This is a genomic window from Stenotrophomonas sp. (genome assembly GCF_032099025.1).
GTDB lineage: Bacteria > Pseudomonadota > Gammaproteobacteria > Xanthomonadales > Xanthomonadaceae > Stenotrophomonas.
In genome coordinates this window covers 1-22,421 of sequence record NZ_DAMCID010000006.1, presented here as the reverse complement: position 1 = coordinate 22,421, position 22,421 = coordinate 1, and the positions used below count along the sequence as shown (strand labels likewise).

The window sequence follows — 22,421 nt, the reverse complement described above, 5'->3', positions numbered from 1 at the left end:
TGGGGGTGTCCTGTCAGGAAGGGGGAAACGACGCCGGCGCGGGAGGCGACGGACGACGTGAAGGGGAAATCGGGGGTGATCCGGACGGCGGCAGCGGGACGTTCACGCGCCGGGGCCGGGATCAGGGGATGTGCGGAGCGCGTTCCGGTCTGCGAGGTCGGGTCGGCCGTGCCGGTCGCCGTTGGGACCGTCACCTCCTGCCTACCCTGCTGGCGGCCGCGCACGACCAGACCAGTCCATTCGCTGATGGATGACACGCACTGCTCCCGGAAAGCCATAGTTTACAGATTGAGGGCCCCAAGCCCAAGGGGCACGAACGAAGACGCCCCGGACAAGCCGGGGCGTCGAAGGGCACGGGAAGCGGGATCAGCGCTTCTTTTTGGCCTCTTCTTCCTCTTCCTGCTGCGGGGCCGGCTGGCCCTTGGCCTTCATTTCGGCGGCGGCGGCGGCACGGCGCTTGGCCTTGGCTTCCGCCTCGGACTGGGCCTTGGCGTCGGCCTGGTCGCCCTGCTGCGCGGTGGACTGGCCCTGTCCGGCGTTCTGCGCCATTGCCAGCGGCACGGCCAGGACGGCGGCGGCAATGGCAACGATGGTCAGCAACTTCTTCATGGGGTCTCCTCGCATGTGGCTGGGATGGGGTGGCCGGGGGTCCGGCTTTTGCCATCGCCTACAGTCTATCGCGGGCTGGTCGGCCGGCCCCTGAACGTGTGGCGTGCAAAAAAACCGGCCAGACCGCAAACTTCGCCGTCGCTTTGCGCTTCTTGAAGACAGATGAACACCCGCTATAACGCCGCCGATATTGAAGTCCTGTCCGGCCTTGACCCGGTCAAGCGCCGCCCGGGCATGTATACCGACACCGCGCGCCCGAACCACCTGGCGCAGGAAGTGATCGACAACGCCGTGGACGAAGCCCTGGCCGGGCATGCCCGGACGGTCGAGGTCACGCTGTACAAGGACGGCAGCTGCGAGGTCAGCGATGACGGCCGCGGCATGCCGGTGGACATCCACCCGGAGGAGAAGATCCCCGGCGTGGAGCTGATCCTGACCCGGCTGCATGCGGGCGGTAAATTCAACAACAAGAACTACACCTTCTCCGGCGGCCTGCATGGCGTGGGCGTGAGCGTGGTCAATGCGCTGTCGACGCTGGTCGAGGTGCACATCAAACGCGACGGCAGCGAACACCGCATCACGTTCCGCAATGGCGACCGTGCCACGCCGCTCGAAGTGGTGGGCAGCGTCGGCAGGAAGAACACCGGTACGCGGGTGCGCTTCTGGGCCGATCCGAAGTACTTCGACACACCCAAGTACAACCTGCGCGCACTGCGCCATCTGCTGCGCGCCAAGGCGGTGCTGTGCCCGGGCCTGACTGTGAAGCTTCACGATGAAGCCACGGGCGAGCAGGACAACTGGTACTTCGAGGACGGGCTGAGCGACTACCTGAAGGCGGAGCTGGGCGAGCGCGAGATGCTGCCGGCCGACCTGTTCGTGGGCCAGCTGAAGAAGGACACCGAGGTGGTCGACTGGGCGGTGGCGTGGCTGCCGGAAGGCGAGCTGGTGCAGGAAAGCTACGTCAACCTGATCCCCACCGCGCAGCACGGCACGCACGCCAACGGTCTGCGCACGGGCCTGACCGAGGCGTTGCGCGAGTTCTGCGATTTCCGCAACCTGCTGCCGCGCGGCGTGAAGCTGGCCCCGGAAGACGTGTGGGACCGGGTCTCGTTCGTGTTGTCGCTGAAGATGACGGATCCGCAGTTCAGTGGCCAGACCAAGGAACGCCTGTCGTCGCGCCAGGCGGCCGGCTTCGTGGAGGGTGCGGCGCATGACGCCTTCAGTCTGCTGCTGAACCAGAACGTGGCGCTGGGCGAGCAGATTGCCCAGCTGGCCATCGAACGCGCGAGTGCGCGCCTGAAGACCGAAAAGCTGGTGGTCCGCAAGAAGGTCACGCAGGGCCCTGCCCTGCCCGGCAAGCTGGCCGACTGCATCAGCCAGGACCTGTCGCGCACGGAGCTGTTCCTGGTGGAAGGCGACTCGGCCGGCGGCAGTGCCAAGCAGGCCCGCGACAAGGACTTCCAGGCCATCATGCCGCTGCGTGGCAAGATCCTGAACACCTGGGAAGTATCGTCGGGCAGCGTGCTGGCGTCGGAGGAAGTGCACAACCTGGCGATCGCGATCGGCTGCGATCCGGGCAAGGACGACATCACCGGCCTGCGTTACGGCAAGGTGGTGATCCTGGCCGACGCGGACTCGGACGGCCTGCACATCGCCACGCTGCTGACCGCGCTGTTCCTCAAGCACTTCCCGGCACTGGTCGATGCGGGCCACGTGTTCGTGGCGATGCCGCCGCTGTTCCGCGTGGACGTGGGCAAGCAGGTGTTCTACGCGCTGGACGAGGAAGAAAAGCGTTCGCTGCTGGACAAGATCGAGCGCGAGAAGATCAAGGGCCAGGTCAGCGTGACGCGCTTCAAGGGCCTGGGCGAAATGAACCCGGAGCAGCTCCGCGAGTCCACCATCCATCCCGACACGCGCCGTCTGGTGCAGTTGACGGTGGACGATGGCGAGCAGACCAGCGCGCTGATGGACATGCTGCTGGCCAAGAAGCGCGCGGGCGACCGCAAGCAGTGGCTGGAGAACAAGGGCGATCTGGCATCGCTGGAAGTCTGATTGCTGCTGAAAAATCCCGCTTCGGCGGGATTTTTTTTCAATCGATACCGTCCCGTAGAGCCGGGCCCTGCCCGGCTGCTTCATGCATCTGGGCGAACAGCCGTTGGGCCGCGCATGGCCTGAGCTGGGCCGGCGGGTGCGGGTTTGCGGGACACGCCGTAAACCCGTCCATGGGGGCTTGTAGAAAACATCCATGTTTTCTACAGTCCCGCAAACCCGCCCCCGCCGACCCTCGACGGTGTGTTGGTAGCCAAGGAAGATCAGGAGCCTGCGCCGATCATTTTCATGCGTTACCGGGTGTGGAGTCGTTCCGTGCAATCGTTTGGGAACCGCCCCTACCGGCATCACGCGGATGCATCAACGCGACCGCGTAGGGACACGCCATGCGTGTCTGCTTTTTCCACCCGCACGCGACCAACCATCGGGGGCGGCCGGCGGGTAGCCCCCGGAGGGACGCTAGAAAACATGGATGTTTTCTAGCAGCCTACAAGGACGTACTTGCGGCGTGTCCCGGAGCGGGGCTGCCCGTCGGCCGCCCCAGCTCGTATGAATTGAAACGCCGCTCTTCCCGCGGACAACAACACACAAAAAACCCGGCCGAAGCCGGGTTTTTTGAGTTTCAAACCAGACTCATCAGGCCCAGCCGAACATCTCGAACAGGCGCAGGATCAGGTAGGCGCAGCCGCCGGCCGCCGGGATGGTCAGGATCCAGGCCCAGACGATGCGCTCGATCACGCCGAACCGCAGCGAACGCGGGTTCTTGGCGTAACCCACGCCCATGATCGCCGTGGAGATGCTGTGCGTGGTCGAGACGGGCATGCCGAAGTGCGCCGCCAGGGTCAGGATCGTGGCCGAGCTGGTTTCGGCCGCGAAGCCGTGGATCGGATGCAGCTTGACCATCTTGTGGCCCAGCGTCTTGATGATCTTCCAGCCGCCCGACGCCGTACCGGCCGCCATCACCACCGCACAGGTCAGCACGATCCACATCGCGATGCCGTCACCGCTCTGCGCGTTCGGGTGCATGAAGGCCAGCCAGGACGGCAGGTCGTTCAGCGCACCGGTCGCCTCGGCGCCGATCAGCGTCATGGCGATGATGCCCATGGTCTTCTGCGCGTCGTTGTGGCCGTGCGCGAAGCCCATGTAGGCCGCCGACACGATCTGCGCCTTGCCGAAGAAAGCATTGACGATGCGCGGACGCGCCAGGCGGCCGAGCCAGCCGCCGGCCTTCGCCATGCCCGCGATGATCGCCCACAGCAGCAGCATCACCACGATGCCGAGCAGGAAGCCCGCGACCGGCGAGGTGATCATCGGCAGGAACACCTTCCACAGCAGGCCCTTGTTCTGGGCCCAGGTGCCGATCCGTTCGGACCAGATCAGCGCGTCCCAGTTGTTGTGGGCGGCCGCAAGGCCGGCACCGCACAGGCCACCGATCAGCGCGTGCGAGGACGACGACGGCAGCCCCTTCCACCACGTGATCAGGTTCCAGATGATCCCGCCCAGCAGCGCGCACAGGATCACCTGCGGGGTCACGTCGACCACGTTGGTGTTGAGCAGGCCCGAGGCAATGGTCAGCGCGACGGCGGTGCCGGTGAGTGCGCCGATGAGGTTCATGAACGCGGCAAGCATCACCGCCCAGCCGGGCGAGAGCACCTTGGTCGCCACCACGGTGGCGATGGAGTTGGCGGTGTCGTGGAAGCCGTTGATGAACTCGAAAACGAGCGCGGCCAGGATCACCACCAGAACGAGGGTCAGCATGCTGTGGCGTCCGTCAGCTGTTCTTCAGCACGATCTGGTAAGCCACCACGCCGGCCTCGCGGCACCGGTCGATGGCCTTTTCCAGGATCTCGAAGAACTCCTTGAGCAGGAACATCTGCAGGCTGTCCAGGCGGCCGGAGTAGATGTCGCGGTACAGCTCGAGCATCAGCCGGTCGGCCTCGTTCTCCAGCGAACGCAGCTTCTCGTTGAGCGCGGTCATCCGGTCGAGGTTCATGTGGCGCAGGTCACCCACCATCTCCACCACCACGCTGGCAGCCTGCTCCAGCATCGCCGCGCGCGGCGCGAAATCGATGTGCTCCAGGTGCTGGGTGGCCAGCGAGTAGCGGTCGGCGAACTTCTCGACCTGCTTGGGAATCTTGTACAGCGCCGAACCCAGCGCCTCGATGTCTTCGCGCTCGATCGGGGTCATGAAGCTGTCCACCAGCGCCTGGCTGATCTTGTCCGAGGCGGCGCGTTCGCGCAGTCGGGCCAGCTTGAAGGCGTCCAGCGCAGGCTGGCGGTCTGCGTCGCGCAGCATCGCGTGCAGCGCCTTGGCGCTGTCCTGGGCGGCCTGGGCAGCCTCGTCCAGCAGGGTGTAGAACTGCTTGCCGGAGCCGAAAATGGTCTGCAGAGAGAACATGGAGAAACCTATTCGCCGTCGAGGAAGGACGGCACCGGGCGGAATTATGACGGTTTGATGTCCAATCCGGGTACTCCCGCGATCTTCACACCACAACGGGGCCTGCTGAACGACCCTGTTTGCACCCCTCCCCCCGGCTTTTGTTAAGATGCGCGGGCACCTTCGGGTGCACTCTATGGACGACGACCCTACCCCCCCGCCGCGCCCCCCAGGCTTGACCTGGCCAGGCAGCCGCTGCCATCGCTTGAACACGCCCTCCCTGCCACCAACCGGGGACGATGCCCGTGTTTGAACTGATCCTGCTTGTTTTCGCCCTGATCCTGCTCAACGGGTTCTTCGCCATGTCCGAGATGTCGGTCATGACCTCGCGCAAGAGCCGCCTCAAACAGATGGCCGGCACCTCCAAGCGCGCCGCCAAGGCCTTGGAGCTGTCGGAGAAGCCGGAGAGCTTCCTGTCCACCGTGCAGATCGGCATCACCGTGATCGGCGTGTTGACCGGCCTGCTCGGCGGCGACGCCATCGGCGAGGCCATTGCCACCTGGATCAAGGAGCTGACGCCCGGCTTCAGCCATGCCGAGCTGGTCGGCAAGGGGCTGGCGGTGACCCTGATCACCTTCGTGACGCTGATCTTCGGCGAACTGGTGCCCAAGCGCCTCGCCCTGACCCGCTCCGAGGACATCGCCGGCCTGGTGGCCATGCCCATGAGCTGGCTGGCCAAGCTGGCGTTCCCGTTCGTCTGGCTGCTGTCCAAGACCACGCGCCTGGTGCTTCGCCTGCTCGGCCTGGGCAACGACGAAGCGGCGACGGTGACCGAAGAAGAGATCCGCATGCTGGTGGCCGAGAGCCACGAGGCCGGTGTGATCGACGCGCACGAGCGCGACATGATGAACCGGGTGATGCGCCTGGGCGACCGCACCGCCGACAGCCTGATGACGCCGCGCAACCGGATCGCCTGGCTGGACACCGTGGCCGATGCCGAGAAGAACCTGACGACCATGCGCGAGCACGAGTTCTCGCGCTACCCGGTGTATCGCGACAATGACCAGGACATCGTCGGCGTGCTCGAGGTGAAGAGCCTGGTCACGCGCCTGGTGCGCGACGAACACTCGCTGTTCCAGCACCTTCGCGAGCCGCTGTACGTCTCCGAATCCACCCATGCGATGAAGCTCCTGGAGATCTTCCGCGAGGAACAGCAGTCGATGGCGCTGGTGGTGGACGAGTACGGCGAGATCCAGGGCTTGGTCACCATCAGCGACCTGATGGGCGCGGTGGTCGGCCGCATGCAGTCGGTGGAGAACGTGGACGAGGACGCCCTGGTGGTGACCCGCGAGGATGGCTCCTACCTGGTGGACGGATCGCTGTCGATCGAAGACCTGCGCGAACTGATGGGCAATGCCGAACTGCCCGATGCCGAGGACGGCGACTATTACACCCTCGCCGGCATGTGCATCCATTTCTTCGGGCGCATTCCCCACGCTGGCGAGTACTTCGACTGGGCCGGCTGGCGCATCGAGATCGTCGACCTCGACGGAGCGCGCGTGGACAAGCTGCTGATGCGTACCCTGGCCGAAGAAGAGACCGATGAACTCACCGGCTGATCCGACTCCACCACCGGACCAGAGCCGGCCGGAATACCGCAACGAAGGCATCCGCACGCTGCTGGCGATGTTCGACCATGGCGATCCGGATGAGCGGCTGCGCCTGGGCCAGATCCTGCAAGGCCTGCAGCAGAGCGCGTTCGGGGTGTTCCTGTTCGTGGCGATCCTGCCGGCCTTCATTCCGGTACCGGGCATCGGCGGTGCGGTCAGTGGCCCGCTGGTGATCATGATCGGGGTGCAGATGCTGTTCGGCCTGCGCCGGCCGTGGCTGCCCGGCTTCATCGGCAACCGCGGCCCGCGCCGCGGCACGATGCACAAGTTCCTGGCGCGGATCGACGGCGCGCTGCGCCGCCTGGATCGCATGTTGAAGCCGCGTCGACCGCTGCTGCTGGTGCCATTGCCTGCGCATGCGCTTACCGGCCTGCTGCTGGTACTGACCGGACTGCTGCTGTCGCTGCCGATTCCGTTCACCAACTATCTGTTCGGTTTCCAGCTGCTGCTGTTCGCGCTGGCGTTGCTGGAGCGCGACGGGACGTTGATGTTGATCAACTGGATCGGGGCCGTGGCCGCCGTGGTGTTCTTCGGCTTCAGCTCGGGGCAGCTGGTGGAGTATGTGGCGGGGCTGTTCCAGCGCTGGTTCTGAAAGGACCAGCGCTGTAGAGCCGACTGTTAGTCGGCTACGCGGTAGAGCCGACTGTTAGTCGGCTACGCGCGCAGCGCGGCGTTTGGTTCCATGCGAAAGGCAGCCGACTAACAGTCGGCTCTACCCCGTCGGCGCATCGGCGCGACGTCGTCCGTCGCGCCCAAGCCCCCCTGCCTTCAGCGCAGGTCGACGACGCCGTTGTCGGAGAGCGCACTCGGGTCATCGGACACGGCCGACAGCACGAAACTCAACGCCTTGCCCAGCAGCGTGCCCGGGCCGTCCCAGTACTCGGCCGATTCGGCGCTGACGTGGATCAGGCGCAGGTTGGGATCGTCCTTGCCGCCCGGGAAGAACAGCTTCATCGGCGGCGACCACAGCTCGTCCACCTTGGCGCGGTCATCGACGATGCGCGCGATGCCGGCAACCGACACATACGTGTTCTTCGACTGCGAGGCGTAGGACACATTGACGCGCGGGTTGAGCGCGATTTCCGCCACCTTCGGGCTGTCTGCGGCCACGGCGAACCACAGGTCGCCGTCAAACTCCACTTCCTGCGTGCCCAGCGGCCGGCTGTACAGCCGGCCATCGACGCCGGTGGTGGTGAACATGGCGATGTCCACACCGCGGATCAGTTCGGCCAGTTGTTTGATGTGCTGCTGGCGATCCTGGTCTGCCATGGGGGAACTCCTGAAAGAAGGAGCTCCATCACACCGGATCTGGAGCCATGGCAACGTGAACCGCATGGTCACGCCGCCTTCGCACGATGTGCGGCGTAACAGCACACAGCCGGTGCGTCATTTCCCGGGCGCGTGGCGACGCGTTCAACGTCAGATCCGGTCACCGAGGTCGCGGCGCGCCTGCATGGCCAGGCCGAACGAACGCTTGCGCGCCGCGTGGTCGTAGATGTTGGCCGTGAGCAGCAGTTCGTCGGGCTTGTGGCGGGCGGCGAATGCGGCCATGCCCTCCCCCACCTGGCGCAGATCGCCGACCACCGCACAGGCCAGCGCGTTCTGCACACCGAGTTTTTCATGCGGCTGCCAGAACGCCTCGATATCGTCGATCGGCGGCGGGATCAGGCCCGGCAGGCCGCGCCGCAGATTGACGAAGCTCTGCTGCTGGGTGGTGAACAGGCGCTTGGCCTCCGCCTCCGATTCGGCGGCCACCACGTTCAGGCCCAGCACGGCATACGGCGCGGTCAGGTACTGCGACGCGCGGAATTCACGGCGGTAGACCGCCAGCGCCTCATCCATCGCATCGGGGGCGAAGTGCGAGGCGAAGGCGAACGGCAGGCCCATCGCGGCGGCCAGGCGCGCACTGAACAGGCTGGAACCGAGCAACCACACGGGCACCGGAATACCTGCACCCGGCACCGCGCGCACCGCCTGGCCGGCCTGGGCCGGCTCGAAGTACTGCAGCAGCTCGCGCACGTCCTGCGGGAACTGGTCGGCGCTGTCGAAGTAGCGGCGCAGGGCGCGCGCGGTGGGCTGGTCGGTGCCGGGCGCGCGGCCCAGGCCCAGGTCGATGCGGTCCGGGTACAGCGAGGCCAGCGTGCCGAACTGCTCGGCCACCTGCAGCGGCGCATGGTTGGGCAGCATGATGCCGCCCGCGCCCACGCGGATGCGCTGGGTGCCACCGGCGACGTGGCCGATCAGCACGGCCGTGGCGGCGCTGGCGATGCCCGGCATGTTGTGGTGCTCGGCCAGCCAGTAGCGGTGGAAACCCCAGCCTTCGGCGTGCTGCGCCAGGTCCAGCATGTTGGCGAAGGCCTGCGTGGTATCGCTGCCTTCACAGACCGGGGCCAGATCAAGAATCGACAGTTGCATGGATGGGTTCCATCAAAAGGGTTGCCCTTGGGATGGGGGCGACCACCCGGCGATACCATGGCCGCTGGCGGGATGGTGATTCCTGCGGGATTGCCGGGCCGCCGTCACCGGTAGCGCCGGCCGGTGGCCGGCCCACGCACGCCATCGACGCGCGGCCTCAATCCGCGGTCTGGTCCACCAGCGGCTTCAACTCCGCGTCCAGGGCCACCCGCTCATCGAACACGAAGCAGCGACCGTCATAGCCCTCGCCGCCCACCGCCTCGAAATAGCCCAGGATGCCGCCGTCGAGCTGCAGCACGTTGTCCATGCCGTCGTTGCGCATCCACAGCGCGGCTTTCTCGCAGCGGATGCCGCCGGTGCAGAAACTCACCACGGTGCTGTCGCGCAGCGCCTCGCGGTGCGGCGCCAGCGCGTCGGGCAGGTCGGTGAACTTGGTGATCGGCAGCACCAGCGCGTCCTGGAAGGTGCCGTACTCGATCTCCTGGGTGTTGCGGGTGTCGAGCATCACCACCGGCTTGCCCGCATCGTCGTGGCCCTGCCGCAGCCAGCGCTGCACCGTCGCCGGATCGACCGAGGGCGCACGCGGAAAGGCCAGCGGCTGCCCATCGTCGATGCGGAAGCTGATGATTTCCGGCTTGACCTTGGCCTTGAGCCGGGCGAAGGGCTGCATCTGGCTGTAGCTCGTCTTCACCCGCAGGTCCGCGAACCCCGGGTCGGCGCGCAACGCGGCATAGAAGCCGTCAATTCCCGACTCGCTGCCAGCCAGGAACAGATTGATGCCCTCGCCGGCCACCAGCACGGTGCCGCGCAGCGCGGCCGCCTCGGCACGCGCCAGCAGCGTGGCGCACAGCGCATCGGGGTCGGCGACGGGGGTGAAGTGGTAGGCGGCGGTATTGGCGATCATCCGCCCATTTTACCTCCGGGCCGCCACCCCCGCCCAACCGGGCATTCAGCCGCGCAGCAGCACGAACGGCAGCAGCACCAGTGCCGCGGCCCCGATCATGCCGGCCAGTACGGCCACCACGAACAGCGGGCGTCGGCGCAGCAGCGTGCCAAAGGTCTCGGCGGTGCCATCGGCCAGCGCGGCCTGGCGCTCGGCGCGGACGCGCTCGCCGCGGGCCTGCTGGTAGTCGGCCATCAGGGCTTTGGCCCGGGCGTGGTCGGCATCGTCGCGGATCCATATCCCGCCAAACGAGATCCCCCAGGGGCTGGGCTCGGTGCGGTAATGGGCGAGGCCCGCCTGGTCCAGCAGGGCGGTCACGTCCTGGATTTCATCGTCCGCGACATTGCGCAGGTTGAGCAGCAGTTTCGACATCCGCCCATGATAGCGCCCGGCGATGCGCTACCCTTGCGTCCCCGTTTTCTACCGGTGCCGCCCATGCGTCGTCTGCCGAAGTTCCTGCTCGTTCCCGCGCTGCTGTCGCTGCTGGCCGCGTGCACCCCGCCCGGCCCGCCGCCGGGCGGCAGCATCGCCACGTTCGAGAAGATCGACACCCAGCCGGGCAGCGGCGCCGAGGCGACCCCGGGCAGCACCATCGTGGTCCACTACACCGGCTGGGTCTACGACGAACGTGCCGCCGACAAGCATGGCGAAAAGTTCGACAGCTCGGTCGACCGTGGCGAGCCGTTCAGCTTCGGGCTGGGCCAAGGCCGCGTGATCAAGGGCTGGGATGAAGGCTTCGCGGGCATGAAGGTGGGCGGCAAGCGCACCCTGATGATTCCAGCCGACTACGGGTATGGCGCCTCCGGTGCCGGCCCGATTCCCCCGAACGCCTCGCTCGTGTTCGATGTCGAGCTGCTCGACGTCAAGCCGCGTTGATCCACCCATGAGCAGCGACGTACGCCCGGCGCGGCGGGTAGCGATCATCGGCGGCGGCCCGGCCGGGCTGATGGCGGCCGAAACCGTGCGCGCGGCGGGCCACGAGGTGGACGTCTACGAAGCCAAGGGATCGCCAGGACGCAAGTTCCTGATCGCGGGCAAGGGCGGGCTGAACCTCACCCACTCCGACCCGCCGGACGTCTTCGTGGCGCGCTACCGCGAACGCGCGGCCGAGGTCGGCGCGTGGCTGGCGGACTTCGACGGCCCTGCCCTGCGCGAGTGGGCGCGCGGTTTCGGCGTGGATACCTATGTCGGCAGCTCCGGCCGGGTGTTCCCGGTGGACCGCAAGGCCGCGCCGCTGCTGCGTGGCTGGGTCCGCCGGCTGAAGGAACAGGGCGTGCGTTTCCATGTGCAGCACCGCTGGAGCGGATGGCAGGACGATGGCGCGCTGCGCTTCGAAACGCCCGACGGCCCTGCCGGTGTGTGCGCCGATGCGGTGGTGCTGGCGATGGGCGGCGGCAGCTGGCCCGAACTTGGCTCCGATGCAGCCTGGGTAGCACCGCTGGCCGCGCGTGGAATCGACATCGCGCCGCTGAAGCCGGCCAACTGCGGTTTCGACATCGCGTGGACGACGTACTTCCGTGATCGTCAGGGCGGTGCGCCGCTCAAGCCTGTCGTGGCTCACTGGACCGCGCTGGATGGCCAGCCGCGCTCGCAGCAGGGCGAATGCGTGATCACCACCAACGGCATCGAAGGCAGCCTCATCTACGCGCTGGCAGCCGATCTGCGCGATACGCTGGCCCGCGATGGCGCGGTGGTGCTGCAGCTCGACCTGCTGCCCGGGCAGACCGAGGCCCAGCTGCTGGAAAAACTGCAGAAGCCGCGCCAGGGCCGCAGCTTCGGCGAGCACCTGCGCCGCCAGCTCGGCCTGGGCGGGGTGAAGTCGGCGCTGCTGTTCGAAGTGCTTGGCAAGGACGCCGGACACCTGCCGGCCGGGGCCATTGCATCGGCGCTGAAGCGCTTGCCATTGTCGCCGCTGCGCCCGCGCCCGATCGCCGAAGTGATCAGCACTGCCGGGGGCGTGCGGTTGGAGGCACTCGATGCGCGGTTGATGCTGCGCGAGCTGCCTGGGACCTTCTGCGCGGGCGAGATGCTGGACTGGGAAGCGCCGACCGGCGGCTACCTGCTGACGGCGTGTTTTGCGAGCGGGCTGCGCGCCGGTCGTGGGGTGGTGGAGTACCTCCGGTAGCGCCGGCCGTTGGCCGGACCACGGATCGCCTGGGCCGGCCAGCAAATCGCTAGCGCGATTTGCTGGTTCGCAGGGCCTGGATGCGTGCCGGCGGCTGGAAGGAATCGCTGCGGGCGTCGGCCCAGAAGTCGTGGAAGACCGCGTGGTCGGGTACCTGGCGCAGCAGTTCGCCGGGGGCGAGGTAGCGGTACAGCGAGGCCAGCGAGCGGATCTCCACCGGCGACACGCGGCGCACGATGTGCTCCGGGCCCAGCTCGGCCGGATGCCGCAGGCCCGCCGCGCACAGCAGGTCGCGCAGCGCGCGCAGGGTGTTCTCGTGGTAACTGTGCACGCGCGTGGCCTTGTCGGCCGCGTCCAGGTGACGCCAGCGGTTCGGATTCTGCGTGGCGATGCCGGTCGGGCAGCGGTCGCTGTGGCAGCTCAGCGACTGGATGCAGCCCAGCGCGAACATGAAACCACGCCCGGCGTTGCACCAGTCGGCGCCCAGTGCGATGGTGCGGGCGATCTCGAAGGCGCTGGTGACCTTGCCGGCCGCGCCGACCCGGATACGGTCGCGCAGGTCCAGGCCGACCAGCGTGTTGTGGACCAGCAGCAGGGCTTCATGCATCGGCACGCCGACATGGTCGACGAACTCGGACGGCGCCGCGCCGGTGCCACCTTCGGCGCCATCGACCACGATGAAGTCCGGCAGCAACCCGGTTTCCTGCATCGCCTTGGCGATGCCGAACCATTCCCACGGATGTCCGATGGCCAGCTTGAACCCCACCGGCTTGCCGCCGGAGAGCTCACGCAGGCGTGCCACGAACTGCAGCAGTTCCAGCGGCGTGTTGAACGCCGAATGCTTTGAGGGCGACACGCAGTCCACGCCCATCGGCACGCCGCGCGTGAGCGATATTTCCTCGCTGACCTTCGCCGCCGGCAGCACCCCGCCGTGGCCGGGCTTGGCGCCCTGCGACAGCTTGATCTCGATCATCCTGACCTGGTCGGTGTTGGCATTGGCGACGAAGCGCTCCTCGCTGAAACCGCCGTGCTCGTCGCGGCAACCGAAGTAGCCCGAGCCGATTTCCCAGACCAGGTCGCCGCCCATCTCACGGTGGTACGGAGAGATCGAGCCTTCGCCGGTGTCATGGTAGAAGCCGCCGCGCCGCGCCCCCTCGTTGAGTGCGCGGATGGCATTGGCCGACAGCGAGCCGAAGCTCATCGCCGAAATGTTGAACACGCTGGCCGAATAGGGCTTGGCGCAGTTGGGGCCGATCAGCACACGGAAATCGTGGTCGGCCACCTCGGTCGGGGCCAGCGAGTGGTTGATCCACTCATAGTCCACCGCGTAGGTGCTGCGCAGCGTGCCGAACGGCACCACGTCCATTTCATTCTTGGAGCGCTGGTAGATCAGTGCGCGCTGCTGGCGGGAGAACGGCACGTCCTCGAGGTCGCTCTGCACGAAGTACTGACGAATCTCCGGCCCGATCGATTCCAGCCCGTAGCGGAAATGCGCCAGCACCGGGTAGTTTCGGCGCAGCGTGCTGCGCTTCTGCAGCAGGTCCCAGGTGCCGAGGATCGCCAGCGCGGCGGTGGCTCCCACGCCCCAGTACCAGGCGGGCCAGATCCCGGCCAGCCACAGGCAGACCGGGAACAGCAGGATGGCGAGCACGTAGACCAGATAACGATGCATGGCTTTCCTCGATCAACAAACGTGGTCGAGTCTACAACCGGTCATCGACGACGTCCCGCGGCCAGACCGACTTCACGTCGTAAACAACCCCATCCGGGACCAGCAACGCGCGGATACGCGTGGCATCGAACTGGCGGAAATGCGCATGCGCCACTGCCAGCACCACCGCGTCGTAGCCTTGGGGGTCCGGCTGTTCCACCCAGCGCACGCCACTGCCGTCCAGGGTGGCCGGCCCTACCCACGGGTCCTGCACGTCCACCTGCGCACCCTTGGCCTGCAGCACCTGGGCCAGTTCCAGCGCGCGGCTGTTGCGCAGGTCCGGGCAGTTTTCCTTGAACGTCACGCCAAGCACCAGCACGCGTGCGTCCTTGCCCGCCTTGCCGCGTGCGGCCAACAGGGCCAGCACGCGCTGCGCGACATGTGCACCGACGCGGTTGTTCACCTGGCGTGCGGTGTGGATGAGGTCGGGGTGGTAGCCCATGCTTTCGGACTTGTGCAACAGGTAGTACGGGTCCACCCCGATGCAATGCCCACCCACCAGGCCCGGGCGGAACGGCAGGAAATTCCATTTGCTGCCTGCTGCGTCCAGCACGTCCTGGGTGTCGATGCCGAGACGGTCGAAGATCAACGCCAGTTCGTTGACCAGCGCGATGTTGACGTCGCGCTGGATGTTCTCGATCACCTTGGCGGCCTCGGCCACGCGGATCGACGGCGCCGGCCAGGTCCCCGCGCTGATGATGCCCGCGTACAGCGCGTCAACCCACGCCGCCACCTGCGGGGTGGACCCCGACGTGATCTTGCGGATGTCGGCCAGCCGACGCTGGCGATCCCCCGGGTTGATGCGCTCCGGGCTGTAGCCGCAGTGGAAATCGTGATTGAAGCGCAGCCCCGAGCCGGCTTCCAGCAACGGCACGCAGACCTCTTCGGTGGTACCCGGATACACCGTGGATTCGTAGATGACCACGTCGCCGGGCTTGAGCACGCTGGCGATCAACGTACTTGCGCTGCGCAGCGGGCCGAGGTCGGGCTGTTCGTGCGCATCGATCGGCGTGGGCACCGTCACGATGTAGACGGTGCAGTCAACCAGATCGGACGGGGCGGCGCTGTAGCGCGCGTGTACCGCCGCCGCCAGCTCGGCCGGTTCGAGTTCGAGGGTGTGGTCGTGGCCCTGCTGCAGCTCGGCCACGCGCGCCGCGTCGATGTCGTAGCCCAAGGTGGTCTGCCGGGTGCCGAAGGCCACCGTGAGCGGCAGGCCGACATAGCCCAGCCCGATCACCGCGATGCGCGCCTGCGCGGCCCACTGGGTCGCCTCCATCAAGGCATTCCTCCGCACGCAACGGCGCACGGGAACAGCAGCAGAGTGTGATAGATCATGTGGGGGCAATGCCAGGCAACGGATGCGACAAGACTATCGCGGCAAGCGCTGCCCCACAAAGAACAAAACCGCCGCCCGCGGAGAGTACGGACGACGGCCAATAAGTGGTCCAGCTGCGGTTACTTCCCTTTCAGACAACCCCGGGGGCATACCCCGGACCGGTCACAGCTGGTAGACACATGCTAGACGTCGACCTGTGATCTTTGTGTTACGAGGCGCCGGCAGCAGTCAGGAGCCCAGCGTGACCGCCGCCGGCTCCAGTTCACCGGACACCCCGGTCCACACCTCCAGCATGCGCGCGAAGCCCACGCGGCGCTGGCCGTCCACCGGCGCGGCGGCGGTGAAGCCGCTCCACGCGGCGTCCACGATGCTGGTCAACACCTCCGCATCGATCCGCGCGGAGGCCATGGTCCAGCGTGGAAAGTGTCGCGTGGCCACCGCACCGTTGGCGAGCTCGCGCAGCTGCGCATGGCTGCGTGCGTTGAGCACGCGCTGGTAGACCGAGTCCACGCCGTCGTCGGGGCCTTCGAAGTACTGCAGGAAACGGCTGCCATCGAACATCAGCACCGCAGTGACGCCGGCGACGCGGTTGAAGCTGGACGCCGCGGCAAGAATGCGGTCGATGCCCGGTCCATCCAGACCCTCGACAGCGTCACTGACATATGCGATCGCCCGCAACGACATGGACATCCCCCCCGGTGAAGTCCCGGCGACTATGCCATGAAGAACGTGTGGTGGAAATGGCGTTCCCGGCGCCCCGGCTCAGGGCGCCTGAATCGTATAGCCGGCCTGGCGCAGGCGCTCCAGATAGCCGGACGGTGCAACCAGCGCATGCACCGGTACGGTCGCGAACGTCACCGGGTGGCGCGCAAGGGCGTCGCGCGCGGCCGCCAACCATGTGTCGGCCGAGCGCGCCTCCAGGTCGGTCAGGCCCCGGCGGCGGCCCAGCTCGCTGCTGGCAAGGGCACCCACGCAGGCGTCGTACTGGTTCTTCAACGCCAGCTGCTGCAGTGCCTCGATATCCCCTACCGCCCAGGCATTGGCACGATCGACCAGCACGGGCAGCTGATGCTCGACCACATCCAGCGTGCGTTGCAGGCAGTCCACGTCCGGCAGCGTGCTGCCCCGCACCTCCTTCAATGCCGCGCGCGGATCGGCGACCTTGATCACCAGGCGGGTCTCCACCGGTTTCAGGCCGCGCGCCTTGTACGCCTTTTCCAGCAGCTCGCCGACGCCTGAGCGCGGGGCGAGGCCGACCGCCTTCAACGCGGCGCCGTAGAGGCGCGTGGCCGCGACCAGCGGGCGGTCTTTCTCCACGCCCCGGTCCCGGCCCAGGTAGCGCTGCTTCATCGGTGCCCACCGCGCGTAGAGCTCGGGTGGCAGGATCTGGTCCAGCCGGCGCCCCTGCGGGTCGTGTGCGGCCTTCATGGCCGACGGCAGCAGGGTCAGGCCGCGGAAGAAGCCGACATCGGCGTCCAGTGTCCAACCCGGGGAACCGAGCACCGCATCGGCACTGGCGATCACCGCCTTGACCTCGTCGGCGCGCCAGTCGAGCTTTGCGGGCAGCGGCGACACCGTACCCAGGATCCACAGTGTGTGTCCGTCAGCACTGGTGACCCGCCACATCCCCGGGCCGGGCTGCACACCGGACACCACGACTGGCGCCAGGTCGACCACCTCGGGCAACGCCTGCGGCGCCTGTGCCTGCACCGGCAGCGCAAAGGCCAGCCACGCCAGCATCACTCCCATTGTCACTGCCTTCGGCATGGCACTCGTCCCTGTCTGCGTGATGCGCAGCCTACGGCGCGCCGCCACCGCCCGCGTAAAGGTTGCGTTGCGTGCCCTGCCCCGTTCAGCGCGGCGTCGGCTCCGTACGGTACGGCTCTTCGAACGCGCGGAAATCGTGCTCCTGGAGCGCTGCGGCGACCCACGCCTGTACCCCGCGCAGCGCCTGCACCGCCTCCAGGTAGCGCTGCACGCGCGGGCTCACCGGCACGGCATAGGTGTGCAGGCGCATCACCACCGGGGCGAAGAACGCGTCGGCGATGCTGAAACGATCGAACAGCAGGGGACCGTCATGGCGTGCCAGCAACGATTCCCACAACGCCAGCAGGCGCTGCAGGTCGGCCACCACCGCGGGCTCCTCGCGCAGCACCCGCGCGCCCACCTCGGGAAGGCTCGCCTCGATGTTCATCGGAAAGTGCGAACGCAACGCACCGAATCCGCTGTGCATCGCGGCGGTCGCACTGCGCGCGAGTGCACGTTCGGGCGCGGTGGCCGGCCACAAGCCGAGTTGCGGAAACCGTTCGGCCAGGTACTCGGCGATCGCCAGCGAGTCCCACACGACCAGCCCGTCGTCGACCAGGACCGGCACGGTGCCCGACGGCGACAACGCCTCGGCACTGCGCTTGAACTGCGACCCGGGCTCGAAGCTGTCGAAGCGAAGCACGACCTCGTTGAACGGGATGCCGGCCTGGGTCATGAGCACCCACGGCCGCATCGACCAGGACGAGTAATTCTTGTTGCCAATATGAAGTTTCAGCATGTCGAACGTGGCCCGGGGGAACGTCGCATGATGCTAGCGCCAAATCGCTCGGCGGAGTGGCCCGCGCGCGCGCCGCCGGCCGCCCGCTGGATTCCGCTACACTTCCCTCCGCAGCGCCGGCCCGGATGGCGAAACTGGTAGACGCATCGGACTTAAAATCCGCCGGGGGCAACCCCATGCCGGTTCGATTCCGGCTCCGGGCACCACGCTGCGCAGGCCGCCGCTTCAAATCGCACGCGAGTAGCGCACCGCTTGATCCGGCGCGGCCAGGTAGCGGTCGAAGCACATTGCCAGCAGGCGCAGCAGGGGACGCCCACGCTCGGTGGCGCGGACCACGCCGTTGGCGTATTCGGCCAGGCCGTCATGCTGGAGTGCCTGCAGGGCGATCAACGCGTCGGCAAAGTAGGTGTCGAATGCCACGCCATGGCGCGCGCCCAGCGCATGCCCGTCAACCTCGCCCTGGCACATCAGCTGGTTGATCAACTCGGCGCGCAGCACATCATCCGCATCCAGGGTCAGCCCCCGCCATACCGGCAGGCGCCCGGCATCCACCGCCGCTTCCCAGCCCGGCAGGTCGCGCGGATTCTGGCTGTAGCTGTTGCCGATGCGGCTGATCGCACTGGCGCCCAATCCAACCAGGTCGGTGTCGGCATGGGTGGTATAGCCCATGAAGTTGCGATGCAGCTGGCCGGCACGCTGCGCCCGGGACAGGTTTTCCTCGGGCAGCGCGAAGTGGTCCATGCCGATGTACTGATAACCCGCCAACGACAGCCGCCGTACTGCCAGGCCCAGCAGCGCGAGTTTCTGTTCAGGGCTGGGCAGGGCCGCCTCGGCAATCTGCCGCTGCGCCTTGAACAGGTGCGGCAGGTGCGCATAGCCGTAGATCGCCAAGCGATCGGGGCGTTCGCGCAGCACCGTTTCCAGGGTGCGCGCGAAGCCCTCCAGGGTCTGGTGCGGCAGGCCGTAGATCAGGTCCACGTTGACCGAGCGCAGGCCATGCTCGCGACACGCACGCAGTACCTCCAGCGTCGCCTCCACACCCTGCTCGCGGTTGATCGCGCGCTGCACGACCGGGTCGAAATCCTGGATGCCGAGGCTCGCCCGGTTGAAACCCAACGCGCCCAGCTGGGCGATGCCGTCGCGGGTGACGAAGCGCGGATCCAGCTCGATCGAGAAGTCGCGGCTCGCCGAGGCGCTGAACGAAAAGCGCCGGCGCAGGCCGTCGATCAGCGCGCGCATCGGGGTGCTGGCCAGGAAGTTGGGGGTGCCACCGCCCAGGTGCAGCTGGACCACGTCGCGCGAGGCATCGAACAAGGGTGCGATCAGGTCCGCTTCGCTGAGCACGCGCGCGACATAGGCCACGCCCTTGCCATGGTCGCGGGTGATCACCCGGTTGCAGCCGCAGTAGAAGCACGGGCTGCTGCAGTACGGCACATGCACGTACAACGACAATGGCAGTGCCTCGACATTGCTGGCCGCGATCGCGGCACGCAGTCCGTGCTCGCCGAGGCCGTCGTGGAAATGTGGCGCGGTGGGATAGGAGGTATAGCGCGGGCCAGGCCGGTCGTGGCGGCGCAACAGGTCCGGGTCGAAGTGCCAGGCAAGCCCGGCGGCGGCAGGCGAAAAGGTGTCCATGCGCGCATCGTGCGCGCCTGCGCGGACGCACGCATTGAGCCAGATCAATCCGCCTGCGGGGCGCCTGCGACCCGCAGCTGCGGCCAGCGCAGCATCTGGAAGCGCCGCCAGAAGGTATCGGCGATGCGTTCGGCCACATCGTCGGCCAGCCGCTGCAGCCCAGGGTTGCCGCATTCGGCCGTGGTCAGCCGGAACAACGCCAGCCAGCGGTCGAACAGGTCGCGGTCCAGTTCGTCCATGGCCATGTGCTTGGGCATGGGCGTACCGCTGAAACGGCGGGTGCCGCGCAGCATGGCCGACCAGAAATCCACCAGCTGGGCCAGGTGCGCGTCCCAGTCGTGGATCCGCGCGGCGAACACCGGCCCCAGCCGCGGTTCCTCACGCACGCGCGCATAGAAGTCGTGCACCAGGCGGGTCACCTCCTGCTCGCTGCACAGCGCTGCCGCCGGGGTTGGCAGGGCGGTCGGGGACGGGGACGACATGGGGTTCCTTGGCGGCGGACGCGGCGCGGCCATGATGCAACGTCGCCTTGATCAGGATCAATGTGGCGCGCTGTCGCAGCCCCTAGTCTGGCGGCGATGAATGACCTGCACGAACCGCCTGAAACCAGCCGACGACGCCTGCTGATCCAGCAGTGGGGCGCGATCCTGTGGCCAAGCTTCGTCGCTGCCGGCCTGGCCAGCATGGTGTTCTTCGCCTTCGTCGACCCCTTGCGCCTGCGTGACCTCACCTTCCCGCAGCACGCGCTCAGCCGCGAACTGGGCTACACCCTGGGCTTCTTCATGTTCTGGGCGGTCACCGCTGCATCCAGCGCGATCACCTGGTATCTGCTGCGGCCCCTGCGCCGCGACAACGACGAGCTGCCGCTGGGGTGAGCATGCCACGCCCTCCCCTGCACCTGGTCGATGCCACGCCGCCGCCACCGGCGCCGCGTCCGCCGCTGCGCTGGCGCGCCCTGCTGTCAGCCACCCTGCTGGCGATGTTCTACCTGCTGCCCTGGCTGCGGTGGGATGGACGCCAGGCCCTGCTGTTCGACCTGCCGGGGCGCCGCTTCGACCTGTTCGGGTTGACCTTGTGGCCGCAGGACCTGGGCGTATTGCTGGGGCTGATCGCGGTGCTCGCCTGCAGCCTGGCATTGTTCACCAACCTCGCCGGGCGGGCGTGGTGCGGGCTTGCGTGCCCGCAGACCCTGTGGAGCGGGTTGTTCCGCTGGATCGAACTGACCTGCGCACGCCTGTTGCGCCAGCCCGCGCTGGCCACGGCGGCCAAGCACCTGGCCTGGGCGCTGGTGGCGCTGTGGACGGGCATCACGTTTGTCGGCGTCTTCAGCCCGATCCAGCCGTTGGTGGCCGGGTTCTGGCCCGCCGCGTGGAGCGGCTGGGAGCTGTTCTGGGTGCTGTTCTATGCGGCCGCCACGTGGGGCAACGCGGGCTTCCTGCGCGAACAGGTGTGCATCGACCTGTGCCCCTATGCACGCATGGCGCCGCTGCTGTGCGACGCGGACACCCCGCAGGTCTGCTACGACGCACGCCGCGCCGAGCCCCGTGGCCCCCGCCCGCGTGGCCAGGGCGGGGTCATGCAGCGTGGACGCGGACTGCTCGACCCGGTCAGCGCCGACGACTATGCATTCCGCGCAGCCCACCCGGCGCTGGCCGGGCCGATGCCGCGCTTCAACGATGATCGGCTGGGCGACTGCGTGGACTGCAATGCCTGCGTGCAGGTGTGTCCGATGCAGCTGGACGTGCGCGCCGGCACGCTGCCGGAGTGCATCGCCTGTGGCGCATGCGTGGATGCGTGCAATGCGCAGATGCGCGCGTGGCATTTCCCAACGGGACTGATCCGTATTGCCAGCCGCCATGCGGCTCAGCAGCAGAAGACACGCTGGCTGCGCCCACGCACGCTCGCCGCGCTCGCCACGCTGGGCGTGCTGCTGGGTATCGGCCTGCGTGTTCTTTAGTTCCCCAAGCGGATTCAGCGCGCGCGCGTGCTGCGTGGCGGCACCATCTGCGCGCGCCGTACGATGCCAAGCTGTTCGATGATCAACGCCAGTTCGTTGGTGACCTGGGTCCGGCTCCTGCCCTTGGGAACCAGGCGCTCCAGCACCTGTTGGTACGTGGTCCAGAATTCCGGGCCGCAGCCATGCTTGCTGTAGCTGGCTTCCAGCTCGGTGCGCACGCCGTCAGCCAAGTCATTTGCGCCGTATTGCATACGACCCTCCCTTGGACTTGCCTTGCATCGGAACGAGCAGCTCCCCCTGTCAGGCGTGTTGCCTGTCAGCCTCGGCTGGATGGACCCAGCCTCGGCTTCACCCGCGGTTCACCTAAAATTTGCACGGTCTTCGCATCAAGTCAATCGATCGTTCCATGCTTGGCGAGACATCAGGTGAATGGTTCAGCCTGAGAGCACCCGCCGTGCAGGCAGCATGCCCGTTGCCTGATGACACGGTGATGTCATTCAGAGGGGACCGCCCTGCGGGTGGATCAGCTGGCCATGCGCCAGGCGCCATAGGCACAGATGACGATCCCGGCCACCAGCAGTGCCCACGCCACGCCGTTGAAGCGCTTGAATACCTTGGCGAGCGCCAGCGACAGGCCGATGATCACCGCTCCCACCCCCAGCAGGATCGCGGCGGTCACATTGCTCGGCGAATCCCAGAACGAACCGGGCATGCCGGCAGCGGCGAAGAACAGGGCAAGACCCATCGGACCACCTCATCGAAGACGTCCGTGCACAGTAGGCACGCCATCGTCCCGGACAGGTGAAGGCTCGACGATGCTGTCTCGACAGGGAGCCCAAACAAACAACCCCGCCGAAGCGGGGTTGTCTGAAACGCTGGAGGCCTCGAGCGGAATCGAACCGCTGTGGCGGGATTTGCAGTCCCGTACATGACCACTCTGCCACGAGGCCGGTAACCCTACAGAACAAAACCCCGAGAACGGGGCCTTGTCAGTATCTGGAGCGGGAAACGAGACTCGAACTCGCGACCTCAACCTTGGCAAGGTTGCG

General features: G+C 67.3%; 23 protein-coding genes and 2 tRNA genes. 8 read left to right on the top strand and 17 right to left on the bottom strand.

Features of this window, described 5'->3' with window-relative positions; genetic code table 11:
• Positions 1-366: 366 nt before the first annotated feature.
• Positions 367-609, bottom strand: a complete 243-nt coding sequence (locus RT456_RS05960) for a hypothetical protein (protein WP_313343833.1) — start codon at positions 607-609, stop codon at positions 367-369.
• Between the two features lie 162 nt (positions 610-771).
• On the opposite strand from RT456_RS05960, the gene parE reads away from it, so the two are divergent.
• A complete protein-coding gene (parE, locus tag RT456_RS05955) occupies positions 772-2,661 on the top strand; it encodes a DNA topoisomerase IV subunit B (RefSeq protein WP_313343830.1) in 1,890 nt (629 codons plus the stop codon).
• 633 nt (positions 2,662-3,294) lie between these two features.
• Here parE and RT456_RS05950 read toward each other — a convergent pair.
• Both RT456_RS05950 and RT456_RS05945 read right to left on the bottom strand, forming a co-directional pair.
• The gene (locus RT456_RS05950; protein ID WP_313343827.1) at positions 3,295-4,416 is read right to left on the bottom strand and encodes an inorganic phosphate transporter; all 1,122 of its coding nucleotides are present in this window, start codon (positions 4,414-4,416) and stop codon (positions 3,295-3,297) included.
• 13 nt (positions 4,417-4,429) lie between these two features.
• Positions 4,430-5,056 carry a DUF47 family protein gene (locus RT456_RS05945; protein ID WP_313343825.1) on the bottom strand — a complete coding sequence of 209 codons (627 nt, stop codon included), beginning with the start codon at positions 5,054-5,056 and terminating at the stop codon, positions 4,430-4,432.
• A gap of 278 nt (positions 5,057-5,334) precedes the next feature.
• Between RT456_RS05945 and RT456_RS05940 the strand changes: the two genes are divergently transcribed.
• Positions 5,335-6,654, top strand: a complete 1,320-nt coding sequence (locus tag RT456_RS05940) for a hemolysin family protein (protein WP_313343822.1) — start codon at positions 5,335-5,337, stop codon at positions 6,652-6,654.
• Positions 6,638-7,297, top strand: a complete 660-nt coding sequence (locus tag RT456_RS05935) for an exopolysaccharide biosynthesis protein (protein WP_313343819.1) — start codon at positions 6,638-6,640, stop codon at positions 7,295-7,297. The genes RT456_RS05940 and RT456_RS05935 overlap by 17 nt, the downstream gene beginning before the upstream one ends.
• A gap of 176 nt (positions 7,298-7,473) precedes the next feature.
• On the opposite strand, the gene RT456_RS05930 is transcribed toward RT456_RS05935, so the two are convergent.
• From RT456_RS05930 to RT456_RS05915, 4 genes are all read right to left on the bottom strand, one after another.
• Positions 7,474-7,974 (bottom strand): pyridoxamine 5'-phosphate oxidase family protein, encoded by a 501-nt coding sequence (locus tag RT456_RS05930; RefSeq protein WP_313343816.1) that lies wholly within the window; start codon positions 7,972-7,974, stop codon positions 7,474-7,476.
• Positions 7,975-8,124: 150 nt separating this feature from the next.
• A complete protein-coding gene (locus tag RT456_RS05925; protein WP_313343813.1) occupies positions 8,125-9,120 on the bottom strand; it encodes an LLM class flavin-dependent oxidoreductase in 996 nt (331 codons plus the stop codon).
• Between the two features lie 157 nt (positions 9,121-9,277).
• Positions 9,278-10,024, bottom strand: coding sequence for a sulfurtransferase (locus RT456_RS05920; RefSeq protein ID WP_313343810.1), 747 nt, complete (start codon positions 10,022-10,024; stop codon positions 9,278-9,280).
• 45 nt (positions 10,025-10,069) lie between these two features.
• A complete protein-coding gene (locus tag RT456_RS05915) occupies positions 10,070-10,435 on the bottom strand; it encodes a DUF6164 family protein (protein WP_313343808.1) in 366 nt (121 codons plus the stop codon).
• Positions 10,436-10,498: 63 nt separating this feature from the next.
• On the opposite strand from RT456_RS05915, the gene RT456_RS05910 reads away from it, so the two are divergent.
• Together RT456_RS05910 and RT456_RS05905 are read left to right on the top strand one after the other, a co-directional pair.
• A complete protein-coding gene (locus RT456_RS05910) occupies positions 10,499-10,939 on the top strand; it encodes an FKBP-type peptidyl-prolyl cis-trans isomerase (RefSeq protein ID WP_313343806.1) in 441 nt (146 codons plus the stop codon).
• Positions 10,940-10,946: 7 nt separating this feature from the next.
• Positions 10,947-12,188, top strand: coding sequence for a TIGR03862 family flavoprotein (locus RT456_RS05905; protein ID WP_313343804.1), 1,242 nt, complete (start codon positions 10,947-10,949; stop codon positions 12,186-12,188).
• A gap of 49 nt (positions 12,189-12,237) precedes the next feature.
• On the opposite strand, the gene RT456_RS05900 is transcribed toward RT456_RS05905, so the two are convergent.
• The 5 genes from RT456_RS05900 to RT456_RS05880 form a co-directional block, all read right to left on the bottom strand.
• Positions 12,238-13,860 (bottom strand): FMN-binding glutamate synthase family protein, encoded by a 1,623-nt coding sequence (locus RT456_RS05900; RefSeq protein WP_313343801.1) that lies wholly within the window; start codon positions 13,858-13,860, stop codon positions 12,238-12,240.
• A gap of 31 nt (positions 13,861-13,891) precedes the next feature.
• Positions 13,892-15,175: a nucleotide sugar dehydrogenase gene (locus RT456_RS05895; RefSeq protein ID WP_313343798.1), complete on the bottom strand. Its 1,284-nt coding sequence runs from the start codon at positions 15,173-15,175 to the stop codon at positions 13,892-13,894.
• Between the two features lie 288 nt (positions 15,176-15,463).
• Positions 15,464-15,919: a BLUF domain-containing protein gene (locus tag RT456_RS05890; protein ID WP_313343795.1), complete on the bottom strand. Its 456-nt coding sequence runs from the start codon at positions 15,917-15,919 to the stop codon at positions 15,464-15,466.
• A gap of 78 nt (positions 15,920-15,997) precedes the next feature.
• Positions 15,998-16,984 (bottom strand): TraB/GumN family protein, encoded by a 987-nt coding sequence (locus RT456_RS05885; protein ID WP_313343792.1) that lies wholly within the window; start codon positions 16,982-16,984, stop codon positions 15,998-16,000.
• A gap of 103 nt (positions 16,985-17,087) precedes the next feature.
• Positions 17,088-17,780, bottom strand: a complete 693-nt coding sequence (locus tag RT456_RS05880) for a glutathione S-transferase family protein (protein WP_313343789.1) — start codon at positions 17,778-17,780, stop codon at positions 17,088-17,090.
• A 119-nt stretch (positions 17,781-17,899) separates the two neighbouring features.
• Here RT456_RS05880 and RT456_RS05875 point away from each other — a divergent pair.
• A tRNA-Leu gene (locus RT456_RS05875) sits at positions 17,900-17,986 on the top strand.
• Between the two features lie 19 nt (positions 17,987-18,005).
• Here RT456_RS05875 and hemN read toward each other — a convergent pair.
• Together hemN and RT456_RS05865 are read right to left on the bottom strand one after the other, a co-directional pair.
• Complete coding sequence (gene hemN / locus RT456_RS05870) at positions 18,006-19,415, bottom strand: oxygen-independent coproporphyrinogen III oxidase (RefSeq protein ID WP_313343786.1); 1,410 nt, start codon at positions 19,413-19,415, stop codon at positions 18,006-18,008.
• A 44-nt stretch (positions 19,416-19,459) separates the two neighbouring features.
• Positions 19,460-19,897 (bottom strand): group III truncated hemoglobin, encoded by a 438-nt coding sequence (locus RT456_RS05865; RefSeq protein WP_313343783.1) that lies wholly within the window; start codon positions 19,895-19,897, stop codon positions 19,460-19,462.
• 96 nt (positions 19,898-19,993) lie between these two features.
• Between RT456_RS05865 and RT456_RS05860 the strand changes: the two genes are divergently transcribed.
• On the top strand, positions 19,994-20,290 hold the full coding sequence (locus RT456_RS05860) for a hypothetical protein (RefSeq protein WP_313343781.1): 297 nt from the start codon (positions 19,994-19,996) through the stop codon (positions 20,288-20,290).
• Between the two features lie 104 nt (positions 20,291-20,394).
• Positions 20,395-21,372 (top strand): 4Fe-4S dicluster domain-containing protein, encoded by a 978-nt coding sequence (locus RT456_RS05855; RefSeq protein WP_313344164.1) that lies wholly within the window; start codon positions 20,395-20,397, stop codon positions 21,370-21,372.
• 14 nt (positions 21,373-21,386) lie between these two features.
• Here RT456_RS05855 and RT456_RS05850 read toward each other — a convergent pair whose 3' ends face one another.
• The 3 genes from RT456_RS05850 to RT456_RS05840 form a co-directional block, all read right to left on the bottom strand.
• Positions 21,387-21,623, bottom strand: a complete 237-nt coding sequence (locus tag RT456_RS05850) for a hypothetical protein (protein ID WP_313343778.1) — start codon at positions 21,621-21,623, stop codon at positions 21,387-21,389.
• A gap of 272 nt (positions 21,624-21,895) precedes the next feature.
• Positions 21,896-22,117: a hypothetical protein gene (locus RT456_RS05845; RefSeq protein WP_313343776.1), complete on the bottom strand. Its 222-nt coding sequence runs from the start codon at positions 22,115-22,117 to the stop codon at positions 21,896-21,898.
• 131 nt (positions 22,118-22,248) lie between these two features.
• A tRNA-Cys gene (locus RT456_RS05840) sits at positions 22,249-22,322 on the bottom strand.
• Positions 22,323-22,421: the final 99 nt, after the last annotated feature.